Source organism: Enterobacter sp. SCRI0065 (assembly GCF_059766475.1).
Genome location: NZ_JCBAJB010000002.1, coordinates 568,616 through 588,114, shown reverse-complemented (window position 1 = coordinate 588,114; position 19,499 = coordinate 568,616). Strand labels below are relative to the sequence as shown.

The 19,499-nt window shown below is 52.7% G+C and carries 13 protein-coding genes, 3 tRNA genes and 1 pseudogene; 8 read left to right on the top strand and 9 right to left on the bottom strand.

The window, feature by feature from the left end; all coding sequences use genetic code 11:
• Positions 1 to 302: 302 nt before the first annotated feature.
• Positions 303 to 378, top strand: a tRNA-Asn gene (locus AC6EMZ_RS08605).
• Positions 379 to 436: 58 nt separating this feature from the next.
• Here the strand turns inward: AC6EMZ_RS08605 and AC6EMZ_RS08600 are convergent.
• Both AC6EMZ_RS08600 and AC6EMZ_RS08595 read right to left on the bottom strand, forming a co-directional pair.
• Positions 437 to 3,133 (bottom strand): cation-transporting P-type ATPase, encoded by a 2,697-nt coding sequence (locus AC6EMZ_RS08600; protein ID WP_498402024.1) that lies wholly within the window; start codon positions 3,131 to 3,133, stop codon positions 437 to 439.
• Between the two features lie 48 nt (positions 3,134 to 3,181).
• Positions 3,182 to 3,613 carry a universal stress protein gene (locus AC6EMZ_RS08595; RefSeq protein WP_498402023.1) on the bottom strand — a complete coding sequence of 144 codons (432 nt, stop codon included), beginning with the start codon at positions 3,611 to 3,613 and terminating at the stop codon, positions 3,182 to 3,184.
• A gap of 518 nt (positions 3,614 to 4,131) precedes the next feature.
• Here AC6EMZ_RS08595 and AC6EMZ_RS08590 point away from each other — a divergent pair.
• The 3 genes from AC6EMZ_RS08590 to AC6EMZ_RS08580 are packed head-to-tail and all read left to right on the top strand — an operon-like array spanning position 4,132 to position 9,243.
• Complete coding sequence (locus AC6EMZ_RS08590; protein ID WP_498402022.1) at positions 4,132 to 5,217, top strand: efflux RND transporter periplasmic adaptor subunit; 1,086 nt, start codon at positions 4,132 to 4,134, stop codon at positions 5,215 to 5,217.
• Complete coding sequence (locus tag AC6EMZ_RS08585; RefSeq protein WP_498402021.1) at positions 5,217 to 8,306, top strand: efflux RND transporter permease subunit; 3,090 nt, start codon at positions 5,217 to 5,219, stop codon at positions 8,304 to 8,306. Before AC6EMZ_RS08590 ends, AC6EMZ_RS08585 begins: the two co-directional genes overlap by 1 nt.
• Before the next feature lie 13 nt (positions 8,307 to 8,319).
• Positions 8,320 to 9,243, top strand: a complete 924-nt coding sequence (locus AC6EMZ_RS08580) for an acyltransferase (RefSeq protein WP_498402306.1) — start codon at positions 8,320 to 8,322, stop codon at positions 9,241 to 9,243.
• A gap of 6 nt (positions 9,244 to 9,249) precedes the next feature.
• Here the strand turns inward: AC6EMZ_RS08580 and pagP are convergent, their stop codons facing one another.
• On the bottom strand, positions 9,250 to 9,825 hold the full coding sequence (gene pagP, locus AC6EMZ_RS08575) for a lipid IV(A) palmitoyltransferase PagP (protein ID WP_498402020.1): 576 nt from the start codon (positions 9,823 to 9,825) through the stop codon (positions 9,250 to 9,252).
• A 247-nt stretch (positions 9,826 to 10,072) separates the two neighbouring features.
• Between pagP and shiA the strand changes: the two genes are divergently transcribed.
• From shiA to AC6EMZ_RS08560, 3 genes are all read left to right on the top strand, one after another.
• Positions 10,073 to 11,386, top strand: coding sequence for a shikimate transporter (shiA, locus tag AC6EMZ_RS08570; RefSeq protein ID WP_498402019.1), 1,314 nt, complete (start codon positions 10,073 to 10,075; stop codon positions 11,384 to 11,386).
• 76 nt (positions 11,387 to 11,462) lie between these two features.
• Entirely contained in the window at positions 11,463 to 12,917 is a 1,455-nt protein-coding gene (locus tag AC6EMZ_RS08565; RefSeq protein ID WP_498402018.1) for an AMP nucleosidase, read from the top strand.
• A 17-nt stretch (positions 12,918 to 12,934) separates the two neighbouring features.
• A complete protein-coding gene (locus AC6EMZ_RS08560; RefSeq protein ID WP_498402017.1) occupies positions 12,935 to 14,710 on the top strand; it encodes an aminopeptidase P family protein in 1,776 nt (591 codons plus the stop codon).
• 90 nt (positions 14,711 to 14,800) lie between these two features.
• On the opposite strand, the gene AC6EMZ_RS08555 is transcribed toward AC6EMZ_RS08560, so the two are convergent.
• Positions 14,801 to 14,876, bottom strand: a tRNA-Asn gene (locus tag AC6EMZ_RS08555).
• 81 nt (positions 14,877 to 14,957) lie between these two features.
• Positions 14,958 to 16,400, bottom strand: coding sequence for a multidrug efflux MATE transporter EmmdR (gene emmdR / locus AC6EMZ_RS08550; RefSeq protein WP_498402305.1), 1,443 nt, complete (start codon positions 16,398 to 16,400; stop codon positions 14,958 to 14,960).
• Between the two features lie 228 nt (positions 16,401 to 16,628).
• Between emmdR and AC6EMZ_RS08545 the strand changes: the two genes are divergently transcribed.
• Positions 16,629 to 16,704: transfer RNA gene (locus tag AC6EMZ_RS08545), tRNA-Asn, on the top strand.
• Positions 16,705 to 16,728: 24 nt separating this feature from the next.
• Here the strand turns inward: AC6EMZ_RS08545 and AC6EMZ_RS08540 are convergent.
• The 4 genes and pseudogenes from AC6EMZ_RS08540 to sbmC form a co-directional block, all read right to left on the bottom strand.
• Positions 16,729 to 17,137, bottom strand: a pseudogene (locus tag AC6EMZ_RS08540) (hypothetical protein); the annotation flags it as partial.
• Between the two features lie 135 nt (positions 17,138 to 17,272).
• On the bottom strand, positions 17,273 to 17,608 hold the full coding sequence (locus AC6EMZ_RS08535) for a DUF496 family protein (protein WP_498402016.1): 336 nt from the start codon (positions 17,606 to 17,608) through the stop codon (positions 17,273 to 17,275).
• A gap of 167 nt (positions 17,609 to 17,775) precedes the next feature.
• Entirely contained in the window at positions 17,776 to 18,834 is a 1,059-nt protein-coding gene (locus AC6EMZ_RS08530; protein WP_498402015.1) for an FUSC family protein, read from the bottom strand.
• Between the two features lie 101 nt (positions 18,835 to 18,935).
• Positions 18,936 to 19,409: a DNA gyrase inhibitor SbmC gene (sbmC, locus tag AC6EMZ_RS08525; protein ID WP_498402014.1), complete on the bottom strand. Its 474-nt coding sequence runs from the start codon at positions 19,407 to 19,409 to the stop codon at positions 18,936 to 18,938.
• Positions 19,410 to 19,499: the final 90 nt, after the last annotated feature.

The following is a 19,499-nucleotide window of genomic DNA, read 5'->3' as shown; positions in this document are numbered from 1 at the left end:
AAAGTGCCGGTACTGGCGCTAATTGTTGAAAAGGGTTTTGCAATATGGATGCCAGTTTTTTAAAGAGGTCGGAGAAGTTCGCTAAGCGGCTGAAAATAAGGAAATCTAATCACACGAACCCGTTTCATGATTGAAACAGCGGTTTATGATCTGCCCCATAAGGGGTATACCCGCACCAAAACCGTGCGTAACGACGCGAAAAACTGCATTTTGATGATTTTGTCAGCAATCGAGCAAAGGGGGGCGATCCACCCTTTGACAAGCGTTAGCGAGGTCGATAATATGCGCCCCGTTCACACGATTCCTCTGTAGTTCAGTCGGTAGAACGGCGGACTGTTAATCCGTATGTCACTGGTTCGAGTCCAGTCAGAGGAGCCAAATTAGAAAAGCCCGCTTAAGGAAACTTAAGCGGGCTTTTTGCTTTCAGGTATTTAAACTAGCTTGGGCGCTCCACGCGCCATTTCCGGGTCAGTGGTTTTTCGATTTCCACGATCAGGAACATCGCAAAGCCGATAATAAAGGTGATGACCCAGTAGCGGAATGGCAACGATGTCGTGCCAAACAGCATCTGCATAAACGGTGCGTAGATAATCAGTAGCTGTAACACCAACAGTACGCCACTCACCATCCAGATGCCCCGATTCGCCAGCAGGCCTTTGCTCAGAGAGAATCCGTCAGACACGCGACAGTTGAGCATGTAGAACCACTGTGCGGTGACGAGCGTTTGCAACAGCACGGTGCGGATAAACTCCGGCGAATAGCCGCGAGGCTGTAGCCACGCCTCAAGCACAAAGGCGCTGACGGCGATCATCGATCCGACGAATATCACGCGCCAGATAGCAAAACCATCCATCACATGTAGCTTAGGATCGCGCGGCGGTCGGTTCATGATGTTCTTTTCACCTGCCTCAAACGCCAGACCAAACGACAGCGTGGCTGAGGTCGCCATGTTCATCCACAGAATCAACACTGGTGTCAGCGGGATTAAATTTCCAGCCAGCAGGGCAATAATAATCAGCAGCCCCTGCGCCAGGTTGGTGGGCATGATAAACAGAATGGTTTTTTTCAGGTTATCGTAAACCCGACGCCCTTCCCTGACGGCACTGGCGATGGTGGCAAAGTTATCATCGGTCAGGACCATATCAGCCGCTTCTTTAGTCACCTCCGTTCCTTTGATACCCATCGCAATGCCAACGTCAGCCCGTTTCAAAGCCGGTGCGTCGTTGACACCGTCGCCGGTCATTCCGACCACTTCCTTCTTGCTTTGCAGCGCCTGGACCAGGCGGAATTTGTCTTCCGGGCTGGTACGGGCAAAAATATCAAACTTCTGCGCCGCTTCACTTAGCTGATTATCGTCCATAACCTCAAGTTCACGACCGGTAATCGCAGTACCCGCATTGCCGATACCCAGCATTTTGCCGATACTCATCGCCGTTTGCGGATGATCGCCGGTTATCATTTTCACCCGGATCCCCGCTTGCAGGCAGTCGCGGATAGCGGTGATGGCTTCAGGACGCGGTGGATCCATCATCCCGGCAATCCCCAGCAGTATCACACCGTGCTGTAGATCGTCGTGAGTCAGCTCAGTCTGTTCAAAACTTGCAGGCTTCCAGGCCGCCGCGACCATGCGCAGACCTTCCCGGGCATACTCTTCAATCTTCGCTTCCCAGTAGGGCTGATCGAGCGGTTCAAGCCCAATTTCCGTCTGCTGATGCTGACACAGTCGGAACAGCACGTCCGGGGCACCGGTTATCAAGATCATCTCTTCATCACCGATGCGGTGCAGCGTCGACATATATTTGTATTGCGAATCAAAAGGAATTTTACTGCGCAGTTCGGTATCGAGCGCAGGCAAGGTCACTTTGGCGGCGAGCACCTTCAGCGCCCCTTCCGTCGGCCCGCCGGTGATTTTCCAGAATCCCTGCTCGTCTTTGATCAGCTGACTGTCGTTACAAAGATCGATAGTGCGCAGATAGCGCTCAAGCAGTGAACCGTGTGTAACGGTTACGGGAGAATCTTCATCTATTGGGTGAATATTCCCCACCGGTTCGTAACTATCGCCTTCAACCCGGTAGACTTTGTCAGCGGTAATCACCGCCTTCACCGTCATTTCATTCATGGTCAGCGTGCCGGTTTTATCCGAGCAAATCACCGTCATTGCACCCAGAGTTTCGACCGTAGGCAGCTTACGGATAATCGCCTGCTGCTTGGCCATTGCCTGAACGCCGAGCGACAAAATGATCGAAATAATCGCAGGCAGACCTTCAGGTACGGACGCCACCGCCAGGCTTATCAGCGAAAGCATCAATTCTGAAACCGGCATATCCCTGAACAGCACGCTAAAGACAAACAGCGCAGCCATCATGATGAGGATGATAATGAAGATAGCTTTTCCGAGCTTATCCATTTGAATCAGCAGCGGCGTACGGTGCTTTTCAATGTCCGACATCATCTGGTTGATATGGCCCAACTCGGTATCGCTGCCCGTCGCAACGACAATCCCTTTGCCGCCACCAGAGCTTACCGTGGTGCCCGAGTACAGCAGGTTGGTGCGATCCCCAAGCGGGAGTTCGCCTTCGAGCCTTTCGGTGCCTTTTTCAACGACGGTAGATTCCCCCGTCAGAATGGCCTCTTCTACCCGCAGATTGTGCGCCTCGATAACCCTGAGATCGGCAGGAATACGGTCCCCTGCACGGATGACGACGATATCGCCAGGCACCAGCGCCGTCGTCGGAACGGTTTCATGAGTTCCCTGACGTACCACCACAGCCTCGCTGGAGAGCATATTGCGAATACTTTGCAGGGATTTTTCCGCATTGCTTTCCTGAATATGACCGATCAGCGCATTGATGACCGCCACGCCCAGGATAACCAGCGTATCCACCCAGTGTCCCATCACGGCGGTGAGCACGGCGGCGGCAAGCAGTACGTAAATTAAGACATCGTTAAAATGGGCCAGAAACCGCAGCCATGCGGGTTTACCGGCTTTTTGCGGTAAGGCATTTTCACCATACTTCTGGAGTCTGGCTGCCGCTTCTGAACCGCTAATTCCCTCGGCGGTACTGGCGGTATTCGCCAGCGTCTCCTCTACGGAGAGCCGGTAAAAGGGTTGTTCCGGTTTTTCGGTATTCATAGTTCCGTCCTTAAATCCTGCAACAAAAACACGCTTGTTATCTCTCGTCTAACGCACAACCAAAACCGGAACGTGCGCGTAGCGAACAATATTTGCCGCGTCTGAGCCCAGCAAATGCGTCTGAATATTCGGGTTACGGGAACCAATAATGATGACTTCCGCAGCGAGTTCGTCGGCCAGCAGTGTCACCTCGTCGCGCACATTACCGCTGCGGACATGGAGATGTATGCGGTCCTGAGGAAACGAGGTTCTTTGCGCCAGAGCAGAGAGTTTTTCTTTTGAATTATTAATCATATAGTCATCCATTTGACGCGCATCGGAAATAAACCCGCGCGTCAGCTCCGGCGAAAGCTTAGGAGTGACATAGAGCAAATGAATTTCGGCTGAAGCACTTTGCGCGAGGAACTTCGCGTGGGCCAGGGCTTTATCGGCCAGCCCGATTTCGTAGACATCGACGGGAACCAGAATGTTTCTGTACATAGGGAGCATCCTTTTATAACCAATACGAAATGTAATGAAACGTAGGGAAATAAGCTCTATAACCAGATAAGGCAAAACGGGGTGGATGCTTTTAAACGTAGCACACGGGACTCAATATTTTTTCAGTTACGCTTAATTATCTGAATACTGGTAGGTATCTGTCCCAATCACTTCCCCCAGCGCACTTCCCTTCGCTTTCTCCTCCTCCCCCCCAATTTTTGAAAGTGCCTAACTTTTTCCATTTTCAGCGTGTATGATAATTAACATACATTCGGCTTTCTTAACAATCCACTACAGATTTTACATTGCAATTATTGACGCACCTGCGTTTCTTGCGAAAGGAGGGAAGATGTTTGGATACAGTTTGATTCGCCTGGTTTTATTTATCGCTCTGGCCATTATAACCAGCTCAGCTGTAGGGGTATTGACCTACCTGGTGGTTTCTGCTCTCGCGGAATAACATCTCTAATAGCTAAATGCGCGCCATAAGTCGGTTTTTTATTTATTAGGGGAATATAGTGAATCGTTACTTTTCTCTTTTACCTGCCATTATTCTGCTTACGACGGCCTGCGATCCCAAGACGCAGGAAGCTGCCCCTCAGCCGCGCATGGTTAAAGTCGCCGTAGTGCAGGCGGCAGGACAAGCTCAGCAGCGGGTTTTTCCGGCACGGATAGAATCCGGTGATGCTACCGACCTTGCGTTTAAACGTGGCGGACAGATTGAAACGCTTGATATTCGTCAGGGTATGAACGTCAAGCAGGGGCAACAGCTTGCCAGCCTTAATGCACGAGAAGCCCAGCAGCGCCTGAGAGACAGACAGACGTCAGCCACGCTGGCGCAGCGGCAATTCGACCGTTTTCAAACGCTGTCAGGCCGCCAGGCGATCTCCAAAGCTGAGATGGACGTGCAGCGAGCCACGCGAGACTCTGCCAATGCAGCGTTAAAAATTGCTCAGGAGGAGCTTAATCAGATGACGCTCTTCGCCCCCTTTGGCGGTGTGGCTGCAAGCGTTCATGTTCGTAATCATCAGGTCGTCTCCGCCGGGCTGCCCATCGTGACGTTAACGCGAACCGACCTGCTCGATGTAAGCTTTAACATTCCCGAAAATCTGTTCAAAACCCTGGATATTCGCAATGCGAATTACCGTCCGGTGGTGAGAATCAACGCATTGCCGGATCGCGAGTTTAGCGCGGTTTACAAAGAGCACACGGGAAGCAGCGATAGCAATACGCTCACCTGGCAGGTGATCCTCACGATGCCCCGTCCGGACGATTTCCCAAGCGTGGGAGGCGTGAGCGGTACGGTGACGGTGAACCTCGCCAATCTGCCGGCAAGCGCAGGGCAGAATGCGCTGGTGGTCCCGGTGGAAGCGGTGTTTAACCCCGATAACAGCCCACGTAATGAACCGCACGTCTGGGTGGTAAAAGGTGACGGCGACCAGCTTCACCTTGAAGATCGCAAAGTTAGCGTAGGCCCAGTCACCGCCCAGGGGGTCATCATTACCGAGGGCCTTCAGGCTGGCGATCGCGTTGTTGCAGCCGGCGTCGGTGAGTTACACCCCCAGCAGCAGGTTCGCATCTGGACGCGTGAGCGAGGTCTGTAATGGATATCTCCCGCCAGTTTATCAATAACCCTATCCGCGTCTGGCTGACCATATTACTGCTGGGCGTGGGCGGTATTTTTGCCCTGCTGAATATTGGTCGCCTTGAAGATCCGGCGTTCACCATTAAAACGGCCGTCGTCATTACCCATTATCCCGGAGCCTCTGCACAGCAGGTTGAAGAAGAGGTGACGCTGCCGGTTGAAAACGCTTTGCAGCAGTTGCCGTATCTCGACAACATCAGCTCAATATCATCGAACGGGCTGTCGCAAATCACCGTTAATATCGCCTCGCGCTATCACTCAAACGAGCTGCCGCAAATCTGGGATGAGCTGCGCCGCCGGGTTGGTGACGCGTCACGACAGTTTCCCCCTGGCGTGGTGACCCCTTTCGTCAATGACGACTTTGGCGATGTGTTTGGCTTTTTCTTTGCCATCTCTGGTGATGAATTCACCAATGCTGAACTCGCTCAATACGCGGATCAACTGCGCCGTGAGCTGGTGTTGATTCCAGGCGTGGGTAAAGTCGCGATTGGCGGCGCGATCCCCCAGCAGATCAATGTCGATATTTCGCTGCCAAAAATGGCAGCGCGCGGTATTACACTCGCGCAACTCTCTGCCATCCTGACGCGCGTCAATGTAGTCTCAAACGCGGGAGAGATAGCTTCTGGCACCGAGTCGATCCGCCTGCATCCTACCGGTGAATTTCAAAATATCGATGAACTGGGGGATTTGATAATCACCCCTTACGGTACAGGAGCAACGACGCGGTTACGGGACATTGCCACCCTCTCTCGCGGTCTCACCGAGTCACCTTCCAGTATCTATCACGCTAACGGTCGTCAGGCCGTCACCATGGGCGTTTCGTTTATCCCTGGCGTCAATGTTATCGATGTCGGGCGCGCCCTTGAGGCGAAGCTTTCGCAAATGTCTGCCGAGAAGCCCGCAGGCATTAACATCGATCTTTTTTACGATCAGGCCTCCGAAGTGGGTCATTCGGTTAACGGCTTTATCATCAATTTCTTGATGGCACTCGCGATTGTCATTGCGGTCTTGCTGATTTTTATGGGCATCCGCAGCGGGATTATCATCGCCCTTTCCCTGGCGCTCAACGTGCTGGGTACACTGTTGATTATGTACCTGTGGGGCATTGAACTTCAGCGCATCTCTCTTGGGGCCTTGATCATTGCCCTGAGCATGCTCGTCGACAACGCTATTGTCATCGTTGAAGGCGTGCTGATCGCAAGGCAGCAGGGCTCCACCCTGATGACTGCCGTCAACTATGTGATCCGTCGCTCAGCGCTTCCCCTGTTGGGAGCAACGGTTATCGCTATCCTGGCCTTTGCACCGATCGGGCTTTCTCAGGACTCTACCGGCGAATACTGTAAGTCGCTGTTCCAGGTGCTGCTCATTTCCCTGATGCTGAGCTGGTTTTCTGCACTCACCATTACACCGGTAATGATTAAGTGGTGGCTATTCAAAGGTGGGCAAACCACAGTGGAAACGCCCGCCGATGAAGACCCGTACAACCGGCGCTTTTACCGGATTTACCAGCAGATGCTTAACACGCTGCTGGCGCGTAAAACCATCACCCTGACGCTAATGGTGGCACTGCTGGCGGCGGCCATCTGGGGATTTGGGTCGGTACGGCAAAACTTCTTCCCATCGTCCAACACCCCTATTTTCTTTGTCGACCTGTGGCTGCCGTACGGCACGGATATCAAGCAAACTGAGAAAATGGCCAGTGACGTCGAGAACGCCATCAAACGTGAAGCTGGCGTGGTGACCACGGTATCAACGATTGGTCAGGGCAGTATGCGCTTTATTCTTACCTACAGCGGCCAACGCCAGTACAGCAACTATGCCCAAATCATGGTGCGCATGGACGATCTGCGTAACATCGCCCCGCTCACGCGCCACATCGACGAATACATTGCTCGCCACTACCCGCAGATCAATGCCAGCACCAAACGCGTCATGTTTGGTCCCTCTGGCGACAGCGCGATAGAAGTTCGTATCAAGGGGCCAGAACCTGACAGGCTGCGTTTGATAGCCAGCCAGGTGGGCGATATTCTGAGCCGCGATCCGGCAACAGACAGCGTGAGAAATGACTGGCAAAACCGCAGTAAGGTCATACGCCCACAATATTCCACCGCGCTGGGCCGTGAACTGGGTGTGGATAAGCAAGATATCGACAACGCGCTGGAGATGAATTTCTCCGGCAGTCGGGTTGGACTGTATCGCGAAGGCTCGGACCTGCTGCCCGTCGTCGTCAGGCCGCCTGAAAGTGAGCGGCAAGATGCAAATCATCTGAACAACGTGCTGGTCTGGAGCCAAAACCGCCAGCAGTACGTGCCGTTAAGCAACGTGGTCAGCGATTTTACGCTGGAGTGGGAAGATCCGCTGATCCTGCGCCGGGACCGGAGCCGGGTACTGACGGTTCAAACCGACCCGAGTCCTCTCAGCCAGCAAACCTCCGGCGATATTCTTGCGCGAGTGAAACCGCAAATTGATGCTTTGGCGCTCCCGCATGGCTACAGCATTGAATGGGGTGGTGATGCAGAAAGCTCCAGTGAAGCGCAGCAAGGGGTCTTTTCTACCCTGCCGATTGGCTATCTGGTGATGTTTATCATTACCATACTGATGTTTAGCTCGCTGAAAAACGCGGTCGCCATCTGGCTGACCGTTCCGCTTGCGCTTATCGGCGTGACGCCTGGGTTTTTGATGACAGGTATCCCGTTCGGCTTTATGGCGCTGATTGGGCTGCTTAGCCTGAGCGGTATGTTGATCCGTAACGGTATCGTGCTGGTCGAGGAGATTGAACAGCAGAAGCAACACAGGAACCAGCATGACGCGATTGTCTATGCCGCAACCTCCCGTTTGCGCCCTATACTGCTGACCGCTTTCACCACCGTGCTGGGTCTGGCCCCTCTACTGCGCGATGTGTTCTTCCAGAGCATGGCCGTGGTGATTATGTTTGGCCTTGGATTTGCTACAATCCTGACGCTACTGGTGCTTCCAGTCATTTATGCATGTTTCCACCGTACGGATAGGGTCGAGGATAATGAATTCAACAGGATTGAACATACTTAAAACGCTGGGATGCATGACGGCGGTGACGTTTTTCACCATCTATAATACCTGGGATCGCTACGATTACGATTATCACTGGATACTGGGATTCCTGACCTTTATCTCCACCATCGCCACGCCACTGTTTTTTGTGGTGGCGGGCTATCTGGACGCGCAGTCCAGGCATGGGTCGCGCTGGCAAATCGGTAAAATTAAAAGTGTAGTGGTGGTTTTTCTGTTCTGGATGACCGTTTACTATATTTGGGAGCCCTACCAGCGCGGATACCTGATCCAGCCCTGGTTTGTTTTTACCTTTATCGTGATTTACACCTTTCATCCGATTATCGAATGGCTCAGCCAGCGCCGAAGCGTATTCTGCGGCGTCATCTCCCTGCTGCTGGTTTTATCCTACGGCTACGATTTACTCGCTGCGCTCTATCCGGATAAACATCTGCTTTCCCTTGCGCCGGAATATCGCCTGTGGACCTGGCTACTGTTTTATCTGACCGGTCAACTTTTTTTCGACCCGTTAATCTCTGCGTGGATAAGCAAAGATAAGGTCGTGAAAACGGCTCTCGCCTCTATCCCGATAATCTATTTATTCACCTGGTTTTACGAGCAGCACTTCTTTTTTGCCCTCTTTAAGGCAGACAGAAACGCCTTTATTTTGACAGGTTCGCAAATCTACATTTTGATTGTCGCACTGGTCATCGCTGCCAACAGCGTGCGTTTTCGCAAAAACGTTGAGTTGAAGGAGGCTATTCTAGGCGCAGTGAGCAAGACAATGACCGGCGTGTACATCCTGCACTATTCCGTTTTTCATCTGCTCACCGCATTGATACCGGTGACGTCGCTTACCACCAAACTGATGCTGATTGCGCTGACGTTTATCGCTTCGGTGCTTATTTCCCTGTTAGCACTGTCGAACTCGGTGGTTAAAAAAGTCATTACCCTGTAAGGGCGATTAAAAACCTAAACGTAGCCATGCAAACAACACGTTGCCGTTGTTGTAAGTGCCAGGAATATAGGTGAACTGGACGGTAACGCGTTTATATCCGGCAGAAAACAGCGGGAAGATAAACGGCAGTGGGACATAGTTAGCAAAGTCATCACGCGCGGTTATCCCCGCAGCCGCACCCAGACCAAGACGGAAATCTTGAGCGTTATCAAGATACCAGCCCTTCTCCCAACCGTAGCCCACCGCAGGCTGCCATTCGTTATGGGAGTCTTTGAACATCATGGCAAAGAGTGCGCTCCAGTTTCCTTCTTCGTTATAACGCGAGACACCCAGACCTCCACCCCACGGCATTTCATTGTAGTTATCCGTCTTTTCCTTGTCATACATAAACCGGGCATGCCAGCTCAGAAACGGTAAATACACATCGTAACGTTCCGGCTCATTCCAGGTCTGAGAGATATCAGTGGAGAGGTTATCCCACCAGCGACTGATACGTTGTTCACCGTAAACGGTGGGCTCCGCTCGAAGCGGAAATGCGGTTAAAAACAGGATAATCCCTAATACGGAAAAGAAGCGTTGCATCGTTAATCCCTCACTATAATCACGCAGCGATCATCATTACTGTAAACCATTCAGCAACCTTCGCGAGGATTTATCTACCAAATGGTTTAGATAAGATTTATTTATTTGGTGCGTTCCGGAAATATAAAAACGTTTTCTCCAGCCCGTTGTCGCGGTAGTCTCACTAGCGTTGCCGATCGTTTAGCAACGCTAATGTGAGTAACCTTTCAATACTAATAACTAAAAATCAGTGCAGACAGGACAACAAATGGATACCACCCTCATCTCCGATCGCCCCAACGAGGAGACACCGTCACTTCATCGCGCCCGTCGCGCCGCTTTTGGTAGTTTCGCGGGGGCCGTGGTCGACTGGTATGATTTTCTGCTTTACGGCATCACCGCCGCGCTGGTGTTTAACCGCGAATTATTCCCCCAGATAAGCCCGTCCATGGGGACGCTCGCCGCATTTGCGACCTTTGGCGTTGGTTTCTTATTCCGTCCCTTAGGCGGGGTCATCTTCGGACATTTTGGTGACAGGCTTGGCCGTAAAAAAATGTTGATGCTCACCGTCTGGATGATGGGAATTGCCACTGCGCTTATCGGCGTGCTGCCCTCCTTTGACACGATCGGCTGGTGGGCTCCGGTATTGCTGGTGACCTTACGCGCCATTCAGGGCTTTGCCGTCGGCGGGGAATGGGGCGGTGCAGCGCTGCTTTCCGTTGAAAGCGCGCCGAAAAACAAGAAGGCGTTCTACAGCAGCGGCGTGCAGGTGGGTTACGGCGTGGGCCTGTTGCTCTCAACCGGACTGGTATCGCTCATCAGCCAGCTCACCACGGATGAACAGTTCCTGAGCTGGGGCTGGCGCATTCCGTTCCTGTTCAGCATTGTGCTGGTGCTGGCCGCGCTGTGGGTGCGTAACGGCATGGAGGAATCGACCGAATTCGAGCAACAGCAGCGTGAAAAAACGCTGACGAAAAAACGCTTGCCGGTGATGGAAGCATTAGCGCAGCATCCAGGTGCATTTTTAAAAATTATCGCGTTGCGTCTGTGTGAACTGCTAACGATGTATATCGTTACCGCGTTTGCCCTGAACTATTCCACGCAAAACCTCGGTCTGCCACGCGAGCTTTTTCTGAATATTGGTCTGCTGGTGGGCGGAATTAGCTGCCTGACCATCCCGTGCTTTGCCTGGCTTGCCGATCGCTTTGGCCGACGTCGGGTATACATTACCGGTGCCACGATTGGCGCACTGAGCGCCTGGCCGTTTTTTATGGCGCTGGAAGCACAGTCGCTATTCTGGATTGTGTTCTTTGCCATCATGCTGGCGAATATGGCTCATGACATGGTGGTGTGCGTACAGCAACCGATGTTTACCGAAATGTTTGGCGCCAGCTACCGCTACAGTGGCGCAGGTGTCGGCTATCAGGTGGCCAGCGTGGTCGGCGGCGGATTTACGCCCTTCATTGCCGCGGCGTTAGTGACTTTCTCGGGAGGCGACTGGCACAGCGTGGCGTTTTATCTGCTGGCAGGTTGCCTGATCTCCGCGACGACGGCTTTATTAATGAAAGACGCCCGCACCTGATGTCCTGACTTTTTTTTCACATACGAGTGACATACTATCGAGTAACGTCGCACATATGTGGAACAAGGAGACAGACATGAATAATAAGGGCTCCAGCCTGACACCTGCCCAGGCTCTGGAAAAGCTAGAAGCGCTGTACGAGCAATCCGTCAGCGCCCTGCGCAGCGCCATCAGCGAGTATATCGAAAACGGTAAACTACCCGACGAAAAGGCCAGATTCGATGGCCTTTTTGTTTATCCCTCGCTTTCTGTAACCTGGGACGGCGGCACAACGAACACACCAAAAACCCGCGCCTACGCTCGCTTTACCCACTCCGGCTGTTACTCCACCACCATCACGCGCCCTTCCCTGTTCCGCCCCTATCTTGAAGAGCAACTCACGCTGCTGTATCAGGATTACGACGCACATATCGCCGTGGGACCGTCGATGCACGAAATCCCTTATCCTTACGTCATCGACGGCTCAGCCCTGACGCTGGATCGCTCAATGAGCGCCGGGCTGACGCGGCATTTCCCGACGACAGAACTCTCGCAGATTGGCGATGAGACGGCAGATGGGATTTACCATCCCGCAGAGTATTCACCGCTATCGCACTTTGACGCCCGCCGCGTTGATTTTTCGCTGGCGCGCCTGCGTCACTACACGGGAACGCCGGTCGAACATTTCCAGCCTTTCGTCCTGTTTACCAACTACACCCGCTACGTGGATGAGTTTGTTCGCTGGGGATGCAGCCAGATTCTGGATCCGGATAGTCCGTATGTCGCGCTGTCTTGCGCGGGGGGGATCTGGATCACCGCCGAAACCGAAGCGCCGGAAATGGCCGTTTCCGACCTGGCATGGAAAAAACATCAAATGCCGGCCTGGCACCTGATCACTGCCGACGGCCAGGGAATTACCCTCATTAATATCGGCGTGGGGCCTTCCAACGCCAAAACTATCTGCGACCATCTGGCCGTACTGCGCCCGGACGTCTGGCTGATGATCGGCCACTGCGGCGGCCTGCGAGAGAGCCAGCTCATCGGTGATTATGTGCTCGCGCACGCCTACCTGCGCGATGACCATGTGTTAGACGCGGTATTGCCTCCGGACATCCCCATCCCAAGCATTGCCGAGGTACAACGCGCGCTGTACGACGCCACCAAAGAGGTGAGCGGGATGCCGGGCGAAGAAGTTAAGCAGCGCCTGCGCACAGGAACCGTGGTCACCACCGACGATCGCAACTGGGAGCTGCGTTATTCGGCGTCCGCGCTGCGCTTCAACTTAAGCCGCGCCGTTGCCATTGATATGGAAAGCGCCACCATTGCCGCGCAGGGTTATCGCTTCCGTGTGCCTTACGGCACGCTGCTGTGCGTCTCAGATAAACCGCTTCATGGCGAGATTAAGCTGCCGGGTCAGGCCAACCGGTTCTATGAAGGAGCGATTTCCGAACATCTCCAGATTGGCATTCGTGAGATTGATTTACTGCGAGCAGAAGGCGACAAGCTGCATTCACGCAAGCTGCGTACCTTTAACGAGCCGCCGTTCCGCTAATAGTAAAAAGGAAAGACATGAACACCACATCACCGTTATCCGCCCTTCGCCACTGGCTTGAGGAAAACCATCTCGACGGCATGATCGTTCCGCGCGCCGACGCCTGGCAGAGTGAATACTGCGCATCACACGACGAAAAACTGGCGTGGCTGACAGGCTTTGATGGCACCGCCGGGCTGGCGTTGGTGCTTAAAGATCGCGCCTTACTGTTTGTTGACGGTCGTTACCAGGTGCAGGCTCGTGTTCAGGTCAACATGGATGATTTTGAAATCCATCACCTGCATAACGAACCGCTGGTCCAGTGGCTGGAGAATCATACTGTTCCCGGCACGCGCATCGCGTTCGACCCGATGTTGATGACCCATACTGAGTTTCAGGAATACGGCGCAACACGCTGTGAATTCGTTCCGCTAACCGAGTCGCCTTTTGATGCTCTGTGGACCGATCGTCCATCAGCACCAGTGGGCCTTATTCGTGAAATGCCGGTTGAGGTCAGTGGCGAAAGTAGCGCCGCTAAGCGCCAGCGCATTGCCCAACTCCTGGCGGATAACGATGCCGATTACCTGGCGATAACGATGCCGGATAACATTGCCTGGCTGTTAAACGTGCGAGGTTCTGATATCCCGACCAGCCCGGTTCCCCTCTCCTTCGTCTTACTGAGCCGCGAGGGCAGCACCGAGTGGTTTGTGAATGGCGATAAGGTGAGCGCGCTGCCCGCATCGGTACTGGACGGGGTGATAGTGTCACCACAGGATGATTTTATTACACGCTGCGGCCAGCTATCCGGTGGCAAGCGCATCTGGCTGGATGCGGATTCAGCGCCCGTCGCGCTTCGCTTTGCTATTGAACCGCAGGGAGAAATTTTGTGGAAGGCCGATCCGATAACCTTTATCAAAGCGGTGAAGAATCCGGTTGAACTGGCAGGCTATCGTGAATCTCATCATTACGATGGCGCGGCGTGGGTTAATTTCCTGGCGTGGCTATCCCATGAAGTCCCGCAGCGTGAAGCGGCAGGCAATCCACTGACGGAGATGGAAGCGCAGGCACAACAGCTGGCGTTTCGCGAGCGGCAGCCAGGGTTTATTGAGCAGAGTTTTGCCACTATTTCGGCCTCAGCGAGCAATGCCGCGATGTGTCACTATCACTCCAGCGAGGCGACCAACAAGGCCATCACCAGCGGGCATTTCTATCTGAATGATTCTGGTGGCCAATATCACAACGGCACCACCGACGCGACGCGTACGCTTTCCTATAGCAAACGGGATGCGCAGCAGCGGTTGCATTACACCGCCGTTCTGAAAGGGTTCCTGTCGCTGATTACGTTGCAGTTCCCGTCAGGGACGCAGGGCCATCAACTGGACGCATTTGCCCGCCGTCCACTGTGGGAGCTGGGACTGGATTATGATCACGGTACCGGACATGGCGTGGGGCATCAGTTGCTGATTCACGAAAATCCGCAGCGTATGGCCAAAAAGGTGAACCCGTGGGCGCTGGTGGCAGGCAGCATTATCACGATTGAACCGGGCTATTATCAGGCCGATAGCCACGGGATTCGTATTGAGAATCAGGTGGAAATAGTGGAAAGCGTACCGGGTTTCTGCCAGTTCGCTTCGCTGACCCTGATCCCGATTGATTTGAGCCAGGTGGAACTGCACTTGCTGAGCGAGAGGGAACAACAGTGGCTGGACAGCTATCACCAGCAGGTGCGTGAGGCGCTTTCTCCGCTGGTAGACAGCGACGCGCGTCCGTGGCTGGTTGCAGCAACGGCACCGATTCGCGTACAGGCAGGTTGATGTTCATTGCCGGGTTTTAGCCCGGCATATGACCTGAACGCAGAAAAGCAAAAAGCCTGCTTAAGTTTCCTTAAGCAGGCTTTTCTAATTTGGCTCCTCTGACTGGACTCGAACCAGTGACATACGGATTAACAGTCCGCCGTTCTACCGACTGAACTACAGAGGAATCGTGTGAACGGGGCGAATACTAACGATGCCACCCCTCATTGTCAAAGGCTGAATGCGCCAAAACAGATCGTTTGCCGATTTATTCTCCACTTTGCGCATTTGGCAGGCGCTCCGCAGGTATTTTGTCTTCTACATCGCGTTTCTTACGCGGGTATTTCCACAACCAACGCCCGCTGACCATCCGCCAGTAGAACAGTACACCGCGCACCGCCCAGTCGAGGAACATCCCGAGCCAAACGCCGACCACCCCCATCCCGAGCATAATCCCCAGCGTATAGCCTGCCACAACGCGACAGCCCCACATCCCAAGCATTGATACCCACATGGCAAAGCGCGCATCTCTCGCCCCTTTCAGCCCGGCTGGCAGTACCCAGGACGCGGCCCATATCGGCATAAACGCCGCATTCATCCAGATGAGGATTTTGACGACCTCTTTGACGTCATCCTCCTGGGAATAAAACGAGGCCAGCAGCCCGGCGAAAGGTGCTGAGCCCCAGGCAATCAGCGTAAGCCCGATCGTCGACAGCCAAAAGACATGACGAAGCTGACGTTCGGCCTGATAAATTTGTCCTTTGCCCAGACGCTTACCGGTAATAATCGTCGACGCCGAGCCAAGGGCGTTCCCCGGAAGGTTTATCAGTGACGCGATGGAGAAGGCAATGAAATTACCGGCAATCACATCGGTCCCCATTCCGGCGACGAACATTTGGGTCAACAATTTACCGCTGTTAAACAGCACCGATTCAATACTGGCAGGTACGCCGATCCCCATCACTTCCCAAATAATGGCGAAATTAAAGGGGCGGAAATAGCTTTTTAGTGAGATACGCAGCGCAGGGTTAAAACCCACCATCAGCACAAAGATGATGGCAATCGCCCCAATGTAGCGTGAGATCGTTAGGCCAAGCCCCGCACCGACAAAACCCAGCCCATCCCAGGAAAAGACGCCGTAGATAAGAATGCTGCTGATAATGATATTCAGGATGTTCATCCCACCATTGATCAACAGCGGAATTTTGGTGTTCCCTGCCCCGCGTAACGCCCCGCTGCCAATCAGCGCAATCGCCGCCGCCGGATAGCTGAGAACGGTCATTTCCAGATAGGTGAGCGCCAGCCCTTTTACCTCACTGGTGGCTTCCCCGGCGACAATATCGATAATTTCTTTGCCAAAATAGTGAATTACCGCCGCCAGGATGATGGAGAAGATGGTCATGATCATCAGCGATTGCCGCGCCGCCTCACGGGCACGCTTCGGGTCGAGTTTCCCGAGGCTGAAGGCAACCACCACCGTGGTACCCAAATCGATGGCGGCAAAGAAAGAAATAATCACCATATTGAAGCTGTCAGCCAGCCCCACGCCCGCCATCGCCTCTTTCCCAAGCCAGCTCACGAGAAACGTGCTCAGTACACCCATCAGCAGAACACAGGTATTCTCCAGAAAGATAGGCACAGCAAGAGGGGTGATTTCACGCCAGAAGAGAACACGGTAACTTTTGCGTTTGGCATACCAGGGCGTGCGCATGACGGCCTGACGTAAAGCAGCAGTGACGTTCAAAATGGACCTTACAGAGAGAAAGTTGAAACTACATTTCAAATGATGATGGAGAAATGCTCATCCTGCAAAGTATTTTCCTTAAAAAATTGTTTGGTCGGGCGACAAACTGTCGACAGAATCAGCAGTTGAACCACAGAAGGTAAGATCAGGTTTGACAAAACTTTTTTGGCCGTTAAGATAGGCCTCCAAACCGATTCCTCTGTAGTTCAGTCGGTAGAACGGCGGACTGTTAATCCGTATGTCACTGGTTCGAGTCCAGTCAGAGGAGCCAAATCTCAATTCTTATGCCTACCTGTTAGTTTTTCTTCAAATTCGACCCAATCATACTGTTGTAAACCCGTGCTAAAGAAAGTAGTAATTGCGTTACGCGCCCAGCGGATAACGGGGTACTGCGAGTAAAAATCGTTTGTTTGTAAAGCCACTGGATATAGCGCCTGCTGGCAGTTAAAGAGAGTGTTTTTAGCGTTATTCATGTCCCCGCCCGTTAATGAGCAGACCATCTTACGGTTTTCTTCCTGTACCCAAAGCTGCCACCGATTTTGCCACCAACCATGGTGCGTTGTTCCCTGACAATACCAGGGCGTATTAATGTCACTGTCAATTATTTCCTCTTCTAAAAACCAAAGCTCACCTTGTCGTTCGCGAAATAAATCTGCTCAGGCAGTAATAATTGCGCCCCTAAGAAAGCATTCGTGTGAAATTACCTATGTCTTTACCTTAGAGTCGTTATCCTCTGCCAGACACCATGAACAACATGAGTAGACTGACGGCGGGAAACGTAATGAACCAAAAAAAGCCCCTCAGCTTTCGCAAAGGGGCTCCATAATTTTTAGCGGATTTTACTCGCTTTTGGCTTCAGCGTTTTTGATTTCGCCAATCACTTTCAGCTTTTTAGAGATGTCACGACGTTCTTTAGACAGCTCAGCATTTTTGATGATGTAGTCATCAACGCGATCTTCATAGTCGGTTTTCATGCTGGCGATAATGCCCTGAATGGCTTCGACGCTCATACCTGGCTTGATGTAGTCGCTCAGGTTGTCCAGCAGCAGAACACGTTTCTGGTTGTCACGGATCTTCTTCTCAACGTCCTGGATTTCACGCTGCAGCTTGTTTTTGCGGCGGAACAGGCGGACGAATTCCAGAACATCCTGGAACGAAGGCTTGGTAGTTTCCATTTTGATACCCCTGATAATGTGAGATTCGGATTCGTTTAAGCAACCGTTGTCAGTTAACCTTACTGACAGCCGTCGCGAATGACAATGAGTAAATCGTTTAACCCTATCATAACCCCAATTGCTGCTGAATCGAAGCAGCAGGCGTCACATCTGGCGGTGGCTGCTTTTTATTTGCGCAGCGCCCGGCAGATAAGATGCGATAACAACTCCAGTTGTCTGGCGAGTTCCATGCTTAACCAGACATAGCCGTGAATCGGCGTCTCCGCAACGTTGTCGCCCTTGTGTTCATTTATCAGTTGGCGTAACTCGACCATGATTTCGTTAAGGCGTTCGGTATTCGCAAGGATCGGCTGCGGATTGCCTTCATATAGCGCGTGAGCAATGGTCAACAACGTTTGCTGAGTCATCTGTTGGGTTTCTTTCAACGTCTGCGCATTCAGCAATACAAAATGGCTGGCGCGAGAAGCCCAATGGGCATTGATCTGTAGCTCAAGCATGCACACCAGATTGCGGCTCACGGTCTGTATCGCTTCAAAAATCGATTTTTGGATATGAGTCTCTTTGCTGGCTGGCACAATAAGACCACGCATTTTTACCACATCGTTGAGTATTTTTTGCAGGTGCTTTTCGAGTCGCGGGCGCTCGACCAGATTGGGTGAAAATCCCGCCTGGTACACACGGTTGAAGGCGGTGACATAGTTAGCCATTTGAATGCGCCAGTGCAAAAAAGCACGTTGAGGCCAGATGCCGGTAAAAAGCATTGCCAGCAGTGAACCTAAAATCACATCTCCGCTTCGCCACAGCGCGGTTGCCATGTCCCCTGCCGGAGCACCAACTACCACCGACAGCGTGATACCGATAAGTAAAGCCTGGTAGGGTTTTTTACCCAGCGCCAGCCAGCCGCACAAGAACATAGCGGCAGCGCACCATAGCAGCATGACAGGCATAGAGATCAGCTCAAGCTTGAGCGCAATCAACCCTAGCGCAGAGCCAAAAATCGTCCCGCCAATGCGCTCGAAGGCGCGCGGAACGACGTTACCCCAAAATGAAATGGGCCCCATAATCACGACCAGCGTGATCAACGGCCAGGTTCCTTCAGGGATGTCCAGAAGCCGCACCAGCAAAAAGGTGAGAAGGAACGCAAGAGCAATACGGCATCCGTGTACGACGCGATAATGTCGGTACAGGCGAATTTCAAAAGGAGTTAATGATTTGTCGGGACGCACACCCGCTCTCCAGCTACTCGGCAAGTCACAATTGTACTGGGTTTTCTGCCAGACGTATCACGCCCGGCAGAAAAACCCTTCAAATATTAGGAAATAAGCGTTTAGCCTGCTTTATGCACTACTGGTACATACATCTCGATATCCCAGAAGCCGTCTGCGTTACCGTCATTCAGATACCGTTCAAAGCACGGTTTAGGCGCAATTTGATAATGATTATCCTGAAGGAGACTGTTAAAGAAGCTGTGCCACGGCGTTGAAAAATCGTGGTTTTCGACGCGCGTAGTGGCGACGGCATAATCACCTGCGGCAATTTCAGTCAGGATCACCCCTTCGCTATTCGCCGGGATGCTGAAATCGTCGGGCACGGTAACCGCGGTGTCACAGCGTAGCTTTTCAGCGGGGACTTCATCAGGATTATCATAATAAACCGCGACCCATTCGAGCGGCTGGATTTGATGCCCATCCACCCACATCATAAGTTGCTCAAAACCTTGCTTAACGGTTTGCTCCCACGGGCCGACCAGGTGGAAACCGGCAATTTTACGTTTCTGTTGCTGCTTGATGCTGTAGTCCATGCTGCCTCCGATTTTTACTGTATATGCATACACTATAAAGCGAATTTTGCGTGTTCAACAAATATAATGTGTTCATTATGCGAGCAGGCT

Excerpts from the sequence above, each read along its gene's own strand:
- AC6EMZ_RS08600 (WP_498402024.1), bottom strand. The coding sequence starts at position 3,133 with ATGAATACCGAAAAACCGGAACAACCCTTTTACCGGCTCTCCGTAGAG.
- AC6EMZ_RS08560 (WP_498402017.1), top strand. The coding sequence starts at position 12,935 with ATGAACACCACATCACCGTTATCCGCCCTTCGCCACTGGCTTGAGGAA.
- pagP (WP_498402020.1), bottom strand. The coding sequence starts at position 9,825 with ATGCAACGCTTCTTTTCCGTATTAGGGATTATCCTGTTTTTAACCGCA.
- AC6EMZ_RS08585 (WP_498402021.1), top strand. The coding sequence starts at position 5,217 with ATGGATATCTCCCGCCAGTTTATCAATAACCCTATCCGCGTCTGGCTG.
- AC6EMZ_RS08565 (WP_498402018.1), top strand. The coding sequence starts at position 11,463 with ATGAATAATAAGGGCTCCAGCCTGACACCTGCCCAGGCTCTGGAAAAG.
- shiA (WP_498402019.1), top strand. The coding sequence starts at position 10,073 with ATGGATACCACCCTCATCTCCGATCGCCCCAACGAGGAGACACCGTCA.
- AC6EMZ_RS08595 (WP_498402023.1), bottom strand. The coding sequence starts at position 3,613 with ATGTACAGAAACATTCTGGTTCCCGTCGATGTCTACGAAATCGGGCTG.
- emmdR (WP_498402305.1), bottom strand. The coding sequence starts at position 16,400 with ATGCGCACGCCCTGGTATGCCAAACGCAAAAGTTACCGTGTTCTCTTC.
- sbmC (WP_498402014.1), bottom strand. The coding sequence starts at position 19,409 with ATGGACTACAGCATCAAGCAGCAACAGAAACGTAAAATTGCCGGTTTC.
- AC6EMZ_RS08580 (WP_498402306.1), top strand. The coding sequence starts at position 8,320 with ATGACGGCGGTGACGTTTTTCACCATCTATAATACCTGGGATCGCTAC.
- AC6EMZ_RS08535 (WP_498402016.1), bottom strand. The coding sequence starts at position 17,608 with ATGGAAACTACCAAGCCTTCGTTCCAGGATGTTCTGGAATTCGTCCGC.